Origin of the sequence: Comamonas sp. NyZ500, from assembly GCF_016772095.1 — a bacterium.
GTDB classification, from domain to species: Bacteria; Pseudomonadota; Gammaproteobacteria; order Burkholderiales; family Burkholderiaceae_C; genus Comamonas; species Comamonas thiooxydans.
On sequence record NZ_JAEIJE010000003.1, the window covers coordinates 406,993 to 420,692 of the forward strand.

10 protein-coding genes are annotated in these 13,700 nt (G+C 64.0%); 4 read left to right on the top strand and 6 right to left on the bottom strand.

The window, feature by feature from the left end; all coding sequences use genetic code 11:
• The first annotated feature begins 92 nt into the window (after positions 1 to 92).
• Together JAO85_RS07615 and JAO85_RS07620 are read left to right on the top strand one after the other, a co-directional pair.
• Complete coding sequence (locus JAO85_RS07615; protein WP_202787823.1) at positions 93 to 2,444, top strand: cytochrome P450/oxidoreductase; 2,352 nt, start codon at positions 93 to 95, stop codon at positions 2,442 to 2,444.
• Positions 2,445 to 2,541: 97 nt separating this feature from the next.
• Positions 2,542 to 3,858 carry a hypothetical protein gene (locus JAO85_RS07620; RefSeq protein WP_202787824.1) on the top strand — a complete coding sequence of 439 codons (1,317 nt, stop codon included), beginning with the start codon at positions 2,542 to 2,544 and terminating at the stop codon, positions 3,856 to 3,858.
• A gap of 75 nt (positions 3,859 to 3,933) precedes the next feature.
• Here the strand turns inward: JAO85_RS07620 and JAO85_RS07625 are convergent, their stop codons facing one another.
• Entirely contained in the window at positions 3,934 to 4,764 is an 831-nt protein-coding gene (locus JAO85_RS07625) for an urease accessory protein UreD (protein ID WP_202787825.1), read from the bottom strand.
• 166 nt (positions 4,765 to 4,930) lie between these two features.
• On the opposite strand from JAO85_RS07625, the gene JAO85_RS07630 reads away from it, so the two are divergent.
• Positions 4,931 to 5,998: a tripartite tricarboxylate transporter substrate binding protein gene (locus JAO85_RS07630; protein WP_237734750.1), complete on the top strand. Its 1,068-nt coding sequence runs from the start codon at positions 4,931 to 4,933 to the stop codon at positions 5,996 to 5,998.
• A gap of 27 nt (positions 5,999 to 6,025) precedes the next feature.
• A complete protein-coding gene (locus tag JAO85_RS07635; protein WP_052263536.1) occupies positions 6,026 to 7,015 on the top strand; it encodes a TauD/TfdA family dioxygenase in 990 nt (329 codons plus the stop codon).
• Between the two features lie 77 nt (positions 7,016 to 7,092).
• On the opposite strand, the gene urtE is transcribed toward JAO85_RS07635, so the two are convergent.
• The 5 genes from urtE to urtA all read right to left on the bottom strand — a co-directional run bounded on the left by urtE (position 7,093) and on the right by urtA (position 13,231).
• Positions 7,093 to 7,785: an urea ABC transporter ATP-binding subunit UrtE gene (gene urtE / locus JAO85_RS07640; protein ID WP_202787826.1), complete on the bottom strand. Its 693-nt coding sequence runs from the start codon at positions 7,783 to 7,785 to the stop codon at positions 7,093 to 7,095.
• A 211-nt stretch (positions 7,786 to 7,996) separates the two neighbouring features.
• The gene (urtD, locus tag JAO85_RS07645) at positions 7,997 to 8,872 is read right to left on the bottom strand and encodes an urea ABC transporter ATP-binding protein UrtD (protein ID WP_034377379.1); all 876 of its coding nucleotides are present in this window, start codon (positions 8,870 to 8,872) and stop codon (positions 7,997 to 7,999) included.
• Positions 8,869 to 10,077, bottom strand: coding sequence for an urea ABC transporter permease subunit UrtC (gene urtC, locus JAO85_RS07650; RefSeq protein WP_039050208.1), 1,209 nt, complete (start codon positions 10,075 to 10,077; stop codon positions 8,869 to 8,871). Before urtC ends, urtD begins: the two co-directional genes overlap by 4 nt.
• Positions 10,078 to 10,242: 165 nt before the next feature.
• Positions 10,243 to 11,856, bottom strand: coding sequence for an urea ABC transporter permease subunit UrtB (gene urtB / locus JAO85_RS07655; protein ID WP_202787827.1), 1,614 nt, complete (start codon positions 11,854 to 11,856; stop codon positions 10,243 to 10,245).
• A 106-nt stretch (positions 11,857 to 11,962) separates the two neighbouring features.
• A complete protein-coding gene (gene urtA / locus JAO85_RS07660; RefSeq protein ID WP_039050210.1) occupies positions 11,963 to 13,231 on the bottom strand; it encodes an urea ABC transporter substrate-binding protein in 1,269 nt (422 codons plus the stop codon).
• Between the last annotated feature and the right edge of the window lie 469 nt (positions 13,232 to 13,700).

The window sequence follows — 13,700 nt, forward strand, 5'->3', positions numbered from 1 at the left end:
ATCCATGCCGCAGAGGCTGGCGGCAGGCCGCCTCTGCGCTCTCGTCCGATGGCTTATGCCATCTCCTGCCTCTTTGCGTTTGCGAGCGAGCCATGACCGTTTCCACCCCCAGCCGTTGCCCCATCGATCACAGCCAGTTCGGCAAGCCCACCGGCCAGAGCGGCCCTACGGGCTGCCCCATCAGCCACGGGGCCGCCGGCTTCGATCCCTTTGCCGACGGCTACCAGCAGGACCCGCCCGAGTATGTGCGCTGGGCACGCGAACAGGAGCCCGTGTTCTACAGCCCGCAGCTGGGCTACTGGGTGGTCACGCGCTTCGACGACATCAAGGCCATCTTCCGCGACAACCTGACCTTCAGTCCCTCGATCGCGCTGGAGAAGATCACGCCCACAGGCGATGAGGCCAATGCCGTGCTCGCCAGCTACGGCTTTGCGCTGAACCGCACTCTGGTCAACGAGGACGAGCCCGCCCACATGCCGCGCCGCCGCGCGCTGATGCAGCCCTTCACGCCCGAAGAGCTCAAGCACCACGAGCCCATGGTGCGCCGGCTGGCCCGCGAATATGTGGACCGCTTCATCGACGACGGCCGCGCCGATCTCGTCGACCAAATGTTGTGGGAAGTGCCGCTGACGGTGGCCATGCATTTCCTGGGCGTGCCCGCAGACGATATGGACACGCTGCGCCAGTACAGCATTGCCCACACCGTCAACACCTGGGGGCGCCCCCGGGCCGAGGAGCAGGTGGCCGTGGCCCATGCCGTGGGCAATTTCTGGCAACACGCGGGCCGGATTCTCGACAAGATGCGCGCCAACCCCGATGCCGAAGGCTGGATGCAATACGGCATTCGCAAGCAGAAGGAACTGCCCGATGTCGTCACCGACTCCTATCTGCACTCCATGATGATGGCCGGCCTCGTCGCCGCCCACGAGACCACGGCCAACGCCACGGCCAATGCCGTCAAGCTGCTGCTGCAGCACCCCAAGGTCTGGCAGGAGATCTGCGCCGATCCCTCGCTGATCCCCAATGCCGTGGAGGAATGCCTGCGCCACAACGGCTCGGTAGCCGCCTGGCGGCGCCTGGCCACCAAGGATGTGGTGGTCGGCGGCCAGGCCATTCCGGCCGGCAGCAAGCTGCTCATCGTCACCTCTTCGGCCAACCACGACGAGCAGCATTTTGTCGATGCCGACCTGTTCGACATCCACCGCGACAATGCCAGCGATCACCTGACCTTCGGCTACGGCTCCCACCAGTGCATGGGCAAGAATCTGGCCCGCATGGAAATGCAGATCTTCCTTGAAGAGTTCACGCGCCGCCTGCCCCATATGCAGCTGGCAGAGCAACGCTTCACCTATGTGCCCAACACCTCGTTCCGCGGCCCCGAACATCTGTGGGTTCAATGGGATGTGAGCCGCAACCCCGAGCGCGCCAACCCCGCCGTGCTGGCCGAGCAACAGCCGGTGCGCATCGGCGAATCCTCGCAAGGCGGCGTCAGCCGCAGCATGCTGGTGGACAGCACCGAGCTGATTGCGCAGGACGTGCTGCGCGTGCGCCTCAAGGCGCCCGACGGACGCGAGCTGCCACGCTGGACCCCGGGCTCGCATATCGACCTGCACTGCGGCGACACCGGCATCTCGCGCCAGTACTCGCTATGCGGTGATCCTCAGCAAGCCGATACCTACGAGATCGCCGTGCTGCGCGAGGAGCACAGCCGTGGCGGTTCGGCCTGGATACATGGGGCACTGCAGGCCGGCATGAAGGTGCAGATGCGCGGCCCGCGCAACCACTTCAGGCTCGACGAAGGCGCGCAGCAGCTGATTCTCGTCGCAGGCGGCATAGGTATCACGCCGGTTGCGGCCATGGCGGCTCGCGCCCAGGCTTTGGGCATCCCCTATGAAATCCACTACAGCTGCAGCCAGCGCGAGCGCATGGCGCTCCTGGATGCATTGCAGGCAATGCATGGCGAGCGTCTGAAGATCTATGTGGGCGCGGAAGGCCGGCGAGCCGATTACGCGGCACTGCTGGCCGAGGTCAGGCCCGGCGCACAGATCTATGCCTGCGGTCCGCAGCGCATGCTCGACGGGCTGGCCCAGGCCAGTCGCCACTGGCCCGAGGACAGTCTGCGCGTGGAGCATTTCTCCAGCACCCTGGGAGCGCTGGACCCGGACAAGGAGCACGGCTTTGAAGTCGAGCTGCGCGAATCCGGCATCACGCTGCAGGTGCGCAACGATGAAACCCTGCTCGATGCGCTGCGCAGTGCCAATATCGATATCGAGTGCGACTGCCGCGAAGGCCTGTGCGGCTCCTGCGAGGTGCCGGTGCTCGAAGGCGATATCGATCATCGCGACATGGTGCTGACCCGTGCCGAGCGCACGGCCTGCACCAAGATGATGAGCTGCTGCTCGCGCGCCAGGACGCAGGAGTCCAGAATCGTTCTGGCGCTGTAGCGTCTCCGGCGGGCTGCCCCAGGCGGGTAGGCGGGCAGCCCCAGGCGAGCTGCTGCAGCCAGGCCATGCATGGCTTCTGCCTAGAATCACTGCCCATATGGGCCTGTTGCAAATACTGCTGATTCTTGTGTGGGCGCCGACTGCAGCGCTCATCGCCTTCATGGCCACCACCTGGCTGAGCCATGGCGCGCAAGCCATCTGGAGCGCCATGACTGGCACTCGCGCTGACGAGCGTTCGACCTGGCCGCTGGTGCTGGGCGGCGTCGCGGCCCTGGCGGGCATGGTGGGGGCAGTCATCACTTTTCCGAATCAGGCCGTCATGCGCCATGCGTTCGACAAGCTGCTGGGCTATGGCTCGACACGCGTAGAGATCACACTGCGCCAGGACGATGCCGCCACACGCCAGGACCTGCTGGAGACGCTGCGCCCCTTCATGGAAATGGGCGGACGCGAGATCCGCTACCGCGTCTCCACGCGCCACGGCAGCTATACCGAGACCGACGAAGTGCCCAGCTACTACCGCTTTGCGGACGGGCGCCTGGAGATCGCCACAGGCGGTGTGGTCGGCAACGACAGACTGTCCGTGATGCAGCCCGGCTTCAAGGCACTGGCGCAATTTCCCACGGTCGACTCCATCGACGCCAGCGTGGCGGCCACCGTAAACCTGGACAAGGCACGGATAGCCGTGGAGATGCTGCCGCGCACGGCCATGCTGGTCCACCGCGACGCAGCCAAGGACTGGTCAAGCGTGCTGCGTCCCGCCGCCCCGGCCCGTTGCCATCTGGAGGTGCAGGCGCTGTTCTCCACGGATGCCTTCAGGCTGCTCATGTTCGCGGGCCGGGCCTCGGGCGAGGTCGAGATCCACACCGGCCCCGATACCGCCCTGCGCGACACGCAGTACCAACTGGTCGGCATGGGCTTGGTGCCAGGCAGCAACGGACGCAGCGTCAAGGAGCTGGAAACCGATGCCACCCGCATCTATGGCGTGCTGAGGCTGTTGCCGCCGGGCCTGAATCCCGATGTGATGGACTGCGATACCGCCCTGGGACGCATGAGCGACCCGGCCCTGGTGGCAGCCGCCATGCTGTCCACATTTCCCGGCCTGGAAGGACGCGTGAATGACATAGAGATCACGCCTTCAGCCTCCTTCTCGCCCTGGCACAACCGGGACTGGACGGCCGTGCCGCCCGGTACGCTCGCGCAAGGCGGAACGCGAGCCGAGGCCGGCACGCGCAGTTGCTCGCAGGAGCAATACCGCTACACACGCGCCAGCCTGGCCATGATCGAGGAGCGCTGCATGGAACGCGACCCGCAAGCCGCCAGTAGCGCCAATGCCGGCTGTGCGCGCTTGCGCGAGCGACTGGACTGGAGCCGGTCCGAGCTGGCCCGGTGCACCGGCCGATCGGCGCCTTGAAACCCGGGCCTGCCACAGCGCCAAAACTATTAGGGATGCCGGGCTACAGCAGCCGCAGACCGGCCGCTCACTGGCTCACATGGACCAGATTCTCGGCGTGCCACCTTGCAGCCCCCAGAGTTCTTTTCTCCAGAAACTCCACACGGTTTTCCACAGCATCATCACAGGCTCAACCACAGGTGATGCACTGCGCAGAATCAGCATGTTTTCATTGGGAGCCGTCACTCCGCTCAACACTGCCGGGGCAGCCTCCTCAAGCAGCCCCTGCGTGCCTTCCAGCAAGGCTTCGCGCTGATGGCGCGCCATGGCTGAGCCGCTGGCAAAGATCAGACTGCCCAGACAGCGATGCCCGGCCAGCCCCAGATCGCCGTTGAGCAGCAGCTCATCCTGCGCGTTGACCACGCCGCGCTCCAGGAAACGGCCCGGCCATTCGATGTGCTGCTCAAACCTGCCGGACTCATAGGGCTGGGCGGCCAGCGGCAGGCCCAGTGCCGTCACATCCCAGGTCAGCAGCTGCGCGTCTTCGGCAAGCGCGAACTCCAGGTGGTTGACGGCATCGCAGGCGTTGTAAGCGATCGCCTCCAGCGGCAGCCACTCCAGCCTCGCGCCGGGGTCCAGACGCAGCCGGGTACGCTGCATGGCCTGCTTCCCGTTGCTTTTGTAAAAACGCGTGGCACCAGGCGTGGTGACCAGCGCATGCGCACCTTCTGCAACATGGACATCAATGTCCAGCACATCGCCGCCCACCAGCCCGCCGGGCGGGTGCACCAGCACGTTGTGGCAGATGGCTGGCCCCTCGGGATACAGACTTTTGAGGATGCGCAGCGGACCATCGTGCGTGAAATGCACCGAGGTCTTGCCGCCCTGCAGGGAATAGTTCAGCGCCAGTTGCGCATGCCAGGTCATTTTCGTTCTTGCCTCTTCAAGCAGGCCTGCCGCTCAGGCCCGGGTAGCTCAGCTCTTTTGCTTACTAACTCATGAAAATTCATTCGTTGTTGCAAGGCTGGCACGCTTCTACAGTCTTCAGCACGCCAGCCCGCAAAGCGCATGGCGATTGATTTCAGGAGCATTCATGTCGGCCAGTACCGTAACGCATTCCCACCTGCATCGCACTCTGGCCCCATGGCTGACATCGATGGCGGTGCTGTGCTGCACGCTGGCAACTGGCCCTGCTGCCGCGCAATCCGGCGGCGCAGCGGCACAGGCCTGGAAGCCCAGCAAGTCCACGGAATTCATTGTCCCCAGCGGGGCCGGCGCGGCGCTGGATCAGGCGGCCCGCAAGCTCACCGAGCTGCTGGCACGCGATGGCCATGCACCGCAGTTCGTGGTCAGCAACAAGTCCGGCGCGCATGCGATCGCCGCGCTGGAAAGCCTGCACCGCCACCCTGGCGACGCCCATACACTGATGACGCTGAGCACCAGCTACGGCAACAGCCTGGCGCAGAATGCCCTGCCCGCCAACCTGCAGAAAGGCACGCCGCTGGTGACCTTGCTGCGCGAGTTCACCACGGTGGTCGTGCGTGCGGATTCGCCGCTGCGCAATGCCCAGGACCTGATCGCCCAGCTGCGCAAGGACCCCGAGAAATACTCCATCGGCATTGCCACCACGCTGGGCAATCACATCCATCTGGGCGTGGCCCAGCCCTTGCAGCAGGGCGGCGTGAATATCCAGAAGCTGCGCATCGTTCCCTACAAGTCCTCCGCCGAATCCATGGTGGCGCTGGCCGGCGGCCATCTCGATGTGGTTTCGGCCACCACGCCGAACCTGCTGCCCTACCTGCAGTCGGGCCGCGTGCGCGTGCTGGCGATTGCCGCCGACAAGCGGCTTGAAGGCGTGTTCGCCCAGTCGCCCACATGGAAGGAGCAGGGCATCGACTATGTCAGCGATTCGTTTCAGGGCGTGATGACGGCCCCCGGTGCCAGCACCGCGCAACAAGCGTATTGGGTCAATGCGCTGCGCAAGGTTTCCGAAACCCGGGAATGGAAGGAGTTTGTGGCGCTCAACCAGTGGGAGCCCATCTTCCTCGGCCCGCAGGACACGGCTCGCGCACTGCATGCCCAGGTCGAACGCAGCCATGCGCTTCTCACCGAGCTCGGCCTGCTGCCGCCCAGCGCCTCCCGTATTGCCCAGGCGCATTGAAGCCCCGCTCTCATCAGGAAAAATCCCATGAACATGCCCCTGCCCCACGCTCCGCTGCAGCATCTGGACGAACGCCTGAGCTCCGCAAGCAACATCACTCCGCATATCCGCATCACGCCGCAGTCGGCGCATATCGGAGCGCTGATCAGCGGCGTCAATCTGAAGCAGGCCTTGAGTGCCGCCGAAGTGCACACCATCCGCTCGGCATTGCTGCGCTGGAAGGTGATCTTCTTTCGCGACCAGCACCTCAGCCACGAGCAGCAGATCGCCTTTTCGCGCCAGTTTGGCGAGCTGACGCCCGGCCACCCCGTCTTCGGTCATGTCGAAGGCTTTCCCGAGCTGTATTCGATTGCCAAGCACCGCAAGGCCAACCGCCACAGCGGCCAGGCCGAACAGCGCCCCTGGACCGGCTGGCATGCCGACGTGACGGCAGCCCACAACCCGCCTGCCGCATCGATTCTGCGCGGTGTGACGATTCCGCCCTATGGCGGCGACACGCAATGGACCAATCTGGCAGCTGCCTACGAAGCGCTCTCCAGACCGCTGCAGGCCTTTTTGCAAGGCCTGCGTGGCGAGCACCGCTTCAGCGCCCCGCAGGGAGCCACGGCATCGCAGGAATATCTGGATCTGGTGCGCGACAACACCCTGATCAGCGAACACCCGCTGGTCACGATCCATCCCGAGACCGGCGAGAAGGTGCTCTACATCAGCCCCGGCTTTCTCAAGTCCATCGTGGAACTCTCCACCCGCGAATCGCGCGTGCTGCTGGAGCTGCTCTGGGAGCATGCCGTCAGCAGCGAGTTCACCGTGCGCTTCAAGTGGGAACCCGGCTCGCTGGCTTTCTGGGACAACCGCTCCACGGCCCATGTGGCACCACAGGATATCTTTGCACTGGAGTTCGATCGCCAGCTCTACCGCACCACGCTGGTGGGCGAAGTCCCTCTGGGCGCGGACGGCCGCGCCAGCACTGCCATACAGGGCAATCCGGTGCTGGCCGCGCACGGCGCAGCGTATTGACGAAATGAGTTGTCCTCCGGGCATGGCCTGAGGCTTTGAGGTGCCGCTTGCGGCACCTTTTTTTCTTCGCCCGATATTCAAATCGCCACCAGCGAGCGCACATTCTTCTGCTGCATCTCGCTGCCCGGGCCCGATGCGATCACCTCGCCGCGCTCCATCACCACATAGTGGTCGGCCAACTCCTCGGCAAAGTCGTAGTACTGCTCGCACAGCAGAATGGCCATGTCTCCGCGATTGGCCAGCATGCGGATCACGCGGCCGATGTCCTTGATGATGCTGGGCTGTATGCCCTCGGTGGGCTCGTCCAGGATCAGGATCTTGGGCTGCGGCGCCAGTGCGCGCGCAATGGCCAGCTGCTGTTGCTGCCCGCCCGAGAGATCGCCGCCACGGCGGTGCAGCATCTGCCCCAGCACGGGGAACAGCTCGTACAGCTCGCCCGGAATCCGGGTGTCTGCCGAGCAATAGGACAGACCCATGCGCAGATTGTCTTCCACCGACAGCCGCGAGAAGATTTCGCGCCCCTGGGGCACATAGCCGATGCCGCTGCGCGCGCGCTCATAGGGCGTCCTGCGCGCGATATCGCGGCCCTGCCATTCAATGCCGCCGCTTCTGATGGGAACCAGCCCCATCAGGCTTTTGAGCAAGGTGGTCTTGCCCACGCCGTTGCGGCCCAGCAGCACCGTGACCTTGCCGATCTCGGCCGTGAAATTCACGTCACGCAGGATGTGCGAGCCGCCGTAGTACTGATGCAGGTTCTGAACTTTAAGCATTTCCGACCTCTAACGCTTACACAGCATGCGCAAGCAGCTATCTAATTTGACTATCTGCGGAGCGCATGGCGTTTGAAACTGGCGCTGCCCAATCAAAGAGACAGCGAGGAAGCGCCGCCGCGCACCGAAGCAGTCGCCCCCCTCCCTTAGCGCGAAGCGCGTAGAGAGAGGGGGAAGGCGCGGGGCCGCCCAGGCGAAGTGCCTCAGGGGGTTACCTCCCAAGGTACACCTCGATCACGCGCTCGTCAGCCTGGACCTCGGCCAGCGTTCCCTCGGCCAGTACCGAGCCATCGCAAAGCACCGTAACCTTCTCGCTGATGGTGTCGATAAAGCTCATGTCGTGCTCCACCACCATCAGCGAATGCTTGCCCTTGAGCGTCAGAAACAGCTCGGCCGTGCGCACCGTTTCCTCGTCGGTCATGCCGGCCACAGGCTCGTCGAGCAGCAGCAGCTTGGGCTCCTGCACCAGCAGCATGCCGATCTCCAGCCACTGCTTCTGTCCGTGACTGAGCAGCCCGGCTTGGCGCGTTACGCTGCCTGCCAGATGAATGGTGTGCAGCACCTCGGCAATCCGGTCCTTTTGCGCGCCGCTGAGCTTGAACAGCATGGAGGAGGCAATGCCCTTATGGGTCTTAAGCGCCAGCTCCAGGTTCTCGAACACGCTGAGCTGCTCGAACACCGTGGGCTTCTGGAATTTGCGGCCGATGCCCATGGCGGCGATCTCGGGCTCCTTGTAGCGCAGCAGATCGATGGTGGAGCCGAAGAACACCGTGCCGCTGTCGGGCCGGGTCTTGCCGGTGATGATGTCCATCATCGTGGTCTTGCCCGCGCCATTGGGACCGATGATGCAGCGCAGCTCGCCGGGCGCGATATCGAGACTCAGACCGTTGATGGCCTTGAAGCCGTCGAAGCTCACATGCACGTCTTCGAGATAGAGGATGCGGCCATGGGTCACATCCACTTCGCCGGCCACCACGGGGCGCGCCAGACTGGCGTTGCGACCGCCGGATTCGGTGCGCAGCGCGGCTTCGCGCTGCTGGTAGGAAGCCAGGCGCTGCTCGCCGTCCTGCATCAGATCGGGGGTCATGCGCGCACTCCTTCGATGGCATCGGCAGAAGCCGGTTCGGCAGCGGTTTTGGCAGCTGCGGCTGCAGTCTGGTTCAACGGCGCCTTGACCTGGGCCTTGCGCTTCTCACGCCACTGGCGAAGCTGCTGCGGCAGGCGAATCAGTCCTCCCGGCATGAACAGCGTCACGACGATGAACAACGCACCCAGCACGTACAGCCAGTATTCGGGGGCGGCCACGGTGAGCCAGCTCTTGCCGCCATTGACGGCAAACGCGCCGATGATGGGGCCGACCAGCGAGGCACGTCCGCCCACGGCCGTCCACACCGCCATTTCGATGGAATTGCCCACGCTCATCTCGCTGGGGTTGATGATGCCCACCTGGGGCACATAGAGCGCACCCGCCAGGCCGCACATCATGGCCGAGATGACCCAGATCGACAGCTTGTAGGGCAGCGGGTTGTAGCCGCAGAACATGGTGCGCGATTCGGCGTCGCGCACGGCCTGCAGCACACGACCGTACTTGCTTCGTATCAGCCAGCGCGAGAACAGAAAGCAGCCCAGCAATGCCAGCCCCGACAGCGCGAACAGCAGCACATGCATGGCTTGCGAGTTGACGGAAAAACCCAGCAGGGTCTTGAAGCCCGTGAAGCCGTTGTTGCCGCCGAAACCGGTCTCGTTGCGGAAGAACAGCAGCATGGCGGCGTAGGTCAGGGCCTGGGTGATGATGGAGAAATACACGCCCTTGATACGCGAGCGAAAAGCAAAGTAGCCGAACAGCCCGCCGATCAGGCCCGGCACCAGAAACACCAGCAGCACGGTGGCGGCAAAGCTGCCCGACAGCGCCCAGTGCCAGGGCAGCTCCTTCCAGTCCAGAAACCCCATGAAGGCGGGCAATGCATCGGGGCCTGCGGCCTCGCGCATCAGGTACATGCCCATCACATAGCCGCCCAGTGCGAAGAACAGACCGTGCCCCAGGCTCAGGATGCCGGTATAGCCCCAGATCAGGTCAATCGCCAGCGCGCAGATGGCATAGCACATGAACTTGCCCAGCAGGCCGAGCATGTAGTCGGACAAGTGCAGTGCACTGTCCTCGGGCACCCACAGATTGAGTGCGGGAGCCACGGCGCAGACCATGGTCAGGGCCAGCAGAAATGCCGTCCAGCCCTTGGCGGATAGCAGCGGCGCGGGCTTGGGCAGTTCGATGGATATGGATTGGGTTGTCATGTCAGTTTTCCCTCATGTCGAGCAAGGCACATGGCCTGCGCAACTGGCGCAGCCCAGGTACGAGACACCGAGCAAGGGCCGCCCCGCAGCGAGGGTGTCGTCCCCTGCCCGCAGCGCGCAGCAATGCGAGAGCGAGGGAAGGCGCGAAGCGACTCAGGGGGTGTTTCATGTTTCCGCACTGCGGCCCTTCAAGGCAAAGATGCCTTGTGGACGCTTTTGAATGAAGACCACGATGAACAGCAGCACGGCGATCTTGGCCAGCACGGCACCGGTCCAGCCTTCCAGCAGCTTGCTGAGCACGCCCAGGCCCAGAGCCGCATAGACGGTGCCCGCCAGCTGCCCCACACCGCCCAGCACCACCACCAGGAAACTGTCCACGATGTAGTTCTGCCCCAGATCCGGGCCTACATTGCCGATCTGGCTCAGGGCGCAGCCGGCCAGCCCGGCAATGCCCGAGCCCAGCGCAAACGCATAGGTGTCGGTGCGTGCCGTGTTGACGCCCACACAGGAGGCCATGGCGCGGTTCTGCGTCACGCCGCGCACGAACAGGCCCAGCCGCGTTCTGGCGATCATGAAGGCCACACCCGCCAGCACGGTGAACGCAAAGACGATGATGGCGATGCGGTTGTAAGGCAGGGTCAGATTGGGCAGCAGCGCAATGCCGCCGCTCATCCAGACGGGGTTCTCCACGCTCACGTTCTGCGCCCCGAAAAGGCTGCGCACGGTTTGCTGCAGCACCAGGCTGATGCCAAAGGTGGCCAGCAGCGTCTCCAGCGGGCGACCGTAGAGAAAGCGGATCACGCCACGCTCCAGCACCGCACCGACCAGCGCCGAGGCCAGAAAGGCCACGGGAATCGCCACCACCAGATACCCGCCAAACCAGGCCTCGGGCAGCCAGCGCTGGAACAGAAGCTGCACCAGATAGGTGGCATAGGCACCGATCATGATCAGCTCGCCATGCGCCATATTGATGACGCCCATCAGGCCGTAGGTGATAGCCAGACCCAGCGCCGCAAGCAACAGCACGGAACCCAGGCTGATGCCGCTGAAGATCGCCCCCAGCCTGTCCCCCCAGGCCAGGCCTTCGGCAATGCCGGCCAGCGCGGCCTTGATGGCTTTTTGCACGCCGGGGTCGGACTCTTCGGACAGGCGCTGGTTCAGCAGCAACTGCGTCTCCGGCGTCTGCTGATGCGACAGCTGCTGAACCGCCTTCAGGCGCTGCCCAGCGTCGTCGCTGCCCAGGAGGCTGGCAGCCAGGCTGCGCTCCAGCAAGGCTCGGACCTGCCCGTCCTGTTCAGCAGCCAGCGCTTTTTCTATCAGCGGCAGGCGCTCGGCATCCGGCTCGGAGGCCAGTTGCTCGGCGGCCTTGCGGCGCGCCTGCACATCGCTGCTGCCCAGCGCCAGCGCGGCCTGTGCCGTGTCGATGACGGAGCGCAGATAGTTGTTGCTGACGACCTCCTCGGCATCGGGCGGGAGCTTGACGTCTGCGCCGGTCGCCGCATCGCTGACCGCATCGCCGCTGACCACATAGGCCCGGCCCTGGGACACGCGCACTTCATCGTCGGACAGCGCCTTGAGATAGGCAGCGAGGCGACCGCCGTCGCTCTGCGCATCGGGTGCCAGCACGGCCTGATTGATGGCCTGCACGCGCTGCTCGGAGTCGTCTGCCGCCGCCATGGCATAGGCCTGCTCGGTCGTCAGTGCGTGACTGGCAAAGCTCAGCAAGGAGCCCAGCCCGGCGGCCGATACCAGCCGCCATGACTTGCGCAGTAGTTTCATAAAAAATCTCGGATATTTAGCGCTGCATCCATTGCCAATAAAGCGCAAGCAGCTGTCTTTTCAGGACTGGAGAACCCACCAGACCTCTCCAGTCCTAGGGAGCGAATCAGGAGCTCTTGCCGTTGGGCTCGTCCTTCTTCTTGTCGTTGCCTTCGATAAAGGGGCTCCAGGGCTGGGCCTTGACCGGGCCCTTGGTCTTCCAGACCACGCTGAACTGGCCGTCTGCCTTGATCTCGCCGACCATCACGGGCTTGTGCAGATGGTGGTTCTTCTCGTCCATCTTCAGCGTGAAGCCGCTGGGTGCGGCAAAGGTCTGGCCGGCCATGGCCGCGATCACCTTGTCGGTATCCGTGCTCTTGGCTTTCTCCACGGCCTGCTTCCACATGTGGATGCCGACCCAGGTGGCTTCCATCGGGTCGTTGGTCAGCGGCTTGTCCTTGTGGCCCGCGATGTTCTTGGCCTTGGCGTAGTCGCCCCACTGCTTGATGAAGGCCGTGTTGGACGGGTTCTTCACGCTCATGAAGTAGTTCCATGCCGCCAGGTGACCGACCAGAGGCTTGGTGTCCACGCCGCGCAGCTCTTCCTCACCCACGCTGAAGGCCACCACCGGCACGTCCTTGGCCTTGAGGCCCGCATTGCCCAGCTCCTTGTAGAAGGGCACGTTGGAGTCGCCGTTGATGGTGGAGATCACGGCCGTCTTGCCACCGGTGGAGAACTTCTTCACATCGGCCACGATGGTCTGGTAGTCGCTATGACCGAAGGGCGTGTAAGTTTCCATGATGTCGGAATCCTTGACGCCCTTGGACTTGAGGAAGGCACGCAGAATCTTGTTGGTGGTGCGTGGGTACACATAGTCCGTGCCCAGCAGCACAAAGCGCTTGGCACCGCCGCCTTCCTTGCTCATCAGGTACTCGACAGCGGGAATCGCCTGCTGGTTGGGTGCGGCGCCGGTGTAGAAGACGTTCTTGGAGAGTTCCTCGCCCTCGTACTGCACGGGGTAGAACAGCAGGCCGTTGTTCTGCTCGAACACCGGCAGCACGGACTTGCGTGACACGCTGGTCCAGCAACCGAAGACCACGGCCACCTTGTCCTGGGTGATCAGCTGCTTGGCTTTTTCGGCAAACAGCGGCCAGTTGGAGGCCGGGTCCACCACAACGGGCTCGAGCTTTTTGCCCATCACGCCGCCCTTGGCATTGATGTCGTCGATGGCCATCAGCACCGTGTCCTTGAGCACGGTCTCGGAGATGGCCATGGTTCCCGAGAGGCTGTGCAACACACCCACCTTGATGGTGTCTGCAGCCAGCACCTGAGAAGTCAAGCCCAGGCCCAGAGCCATGGATGCAGCCAGTGTTGTGAGGGTTCCGCGACGATTCATTTCAGCACTCCCAGGAGGTTTTGTTCGGTCACTTTGACCGCAAAAACTGAAGTGCAATTACCGTGCCAGCACCACCCGCCATGGCTTGCTCACTGCATACGGCGGCGCTGCTGCCGCTTTTTTGCCGAGCACAGGCCGAATGCAACTTTGTGCGATCAGCATCGGCCACATGCAGGCACCATTGCAGTGCCGCATGCACCAGATGCAGACCGCGCAAACCAGCCGGCACTATTGAAGTGCACGGCAGCCTGTCACCGCTGACCGGCTGCAGGCATGCCGGCAAGGCCGCGCTGCGCAGCTTGCCAGTCCACGGATCGAGAGCAGTCTTGGTCTCAGCCTGCAGCAACGCGGATCGAGTTGTTTGCAGGCCTTGCCGTCCTGCACCGCATAGACATGCAGCTTGCTCATCTGCACGCCAAATCCTCGCCTCGCGGATGCCTTGCAGAATCTGCTCTCCGGTGCGAAGGCC

Coding starts and splice junctions, on each gene's coding strand:
- JAO85_RS07625 (WP_202787825.1), bottom strand. CDS start 4,764: ATGACCTGGCATGCGCAACTGGCGCTGAACTATTCCCTGCAGGGCGGC.
- JAO85_RS07630 (WP_237734750.1), top strand. CDS start 4,931: ATGTCGGCCAGTACCGTAACGCATTCCCACCTGCATCGCACTCTGGCC.
- urtB (WP_202787827.1), bottom strand. CDS start 11,856: ATGAAACTACTGCGCAAGTCATGGCGGCTGGTATCGGCCGCCGGGCTG.
- JAO85_RS07635 (WP_052263536.1), top strand. CDS start 6,026: ATGAACATGCCCCTGCCCCACGCTCCGCTGCAGCATCTGGACGAACGC.
- urtA (WP_039050210.1), bottom strand. CDS start 13,231: ATGAATCGTCGCGGAACCCTCACAACACTGGCTGCATCCATGGCTCTG.
- JAO85_RS07615 (WP_202787823.1), top strand. CDS start 93: ATGACCGTTTCCACCCCCAGCCGTTGCCCCATCGATCACAGCCAGTTC.
- urtC (WP_039050208.1), bottom strand. CDS start 10,077: ATGACAACCCAATCCATATCCATCGAACTGCCCAAGCCCGCGCCGCTG.
- urtE (WP_202787826.1), bottom strand. CDS start 7,785: ATGCTTAAAGTTCAGAACCTGCATCAGTACTACGGCGGCTCGCACATC.
- urtD (WP_034377379.1), bottom strand. CDS start 8,872: ATGACCCCCGATCTGATGCAGGACGGCGAGCAGCGCCTGGCTTCCTAC.
- JAO85_RS07620 (WP_202787824.1), top strand. CDS start 2,542: ATGGGCCTGTTGCAAATACTGCTGATTCTTGTGTGGGCGCCGACTGCA.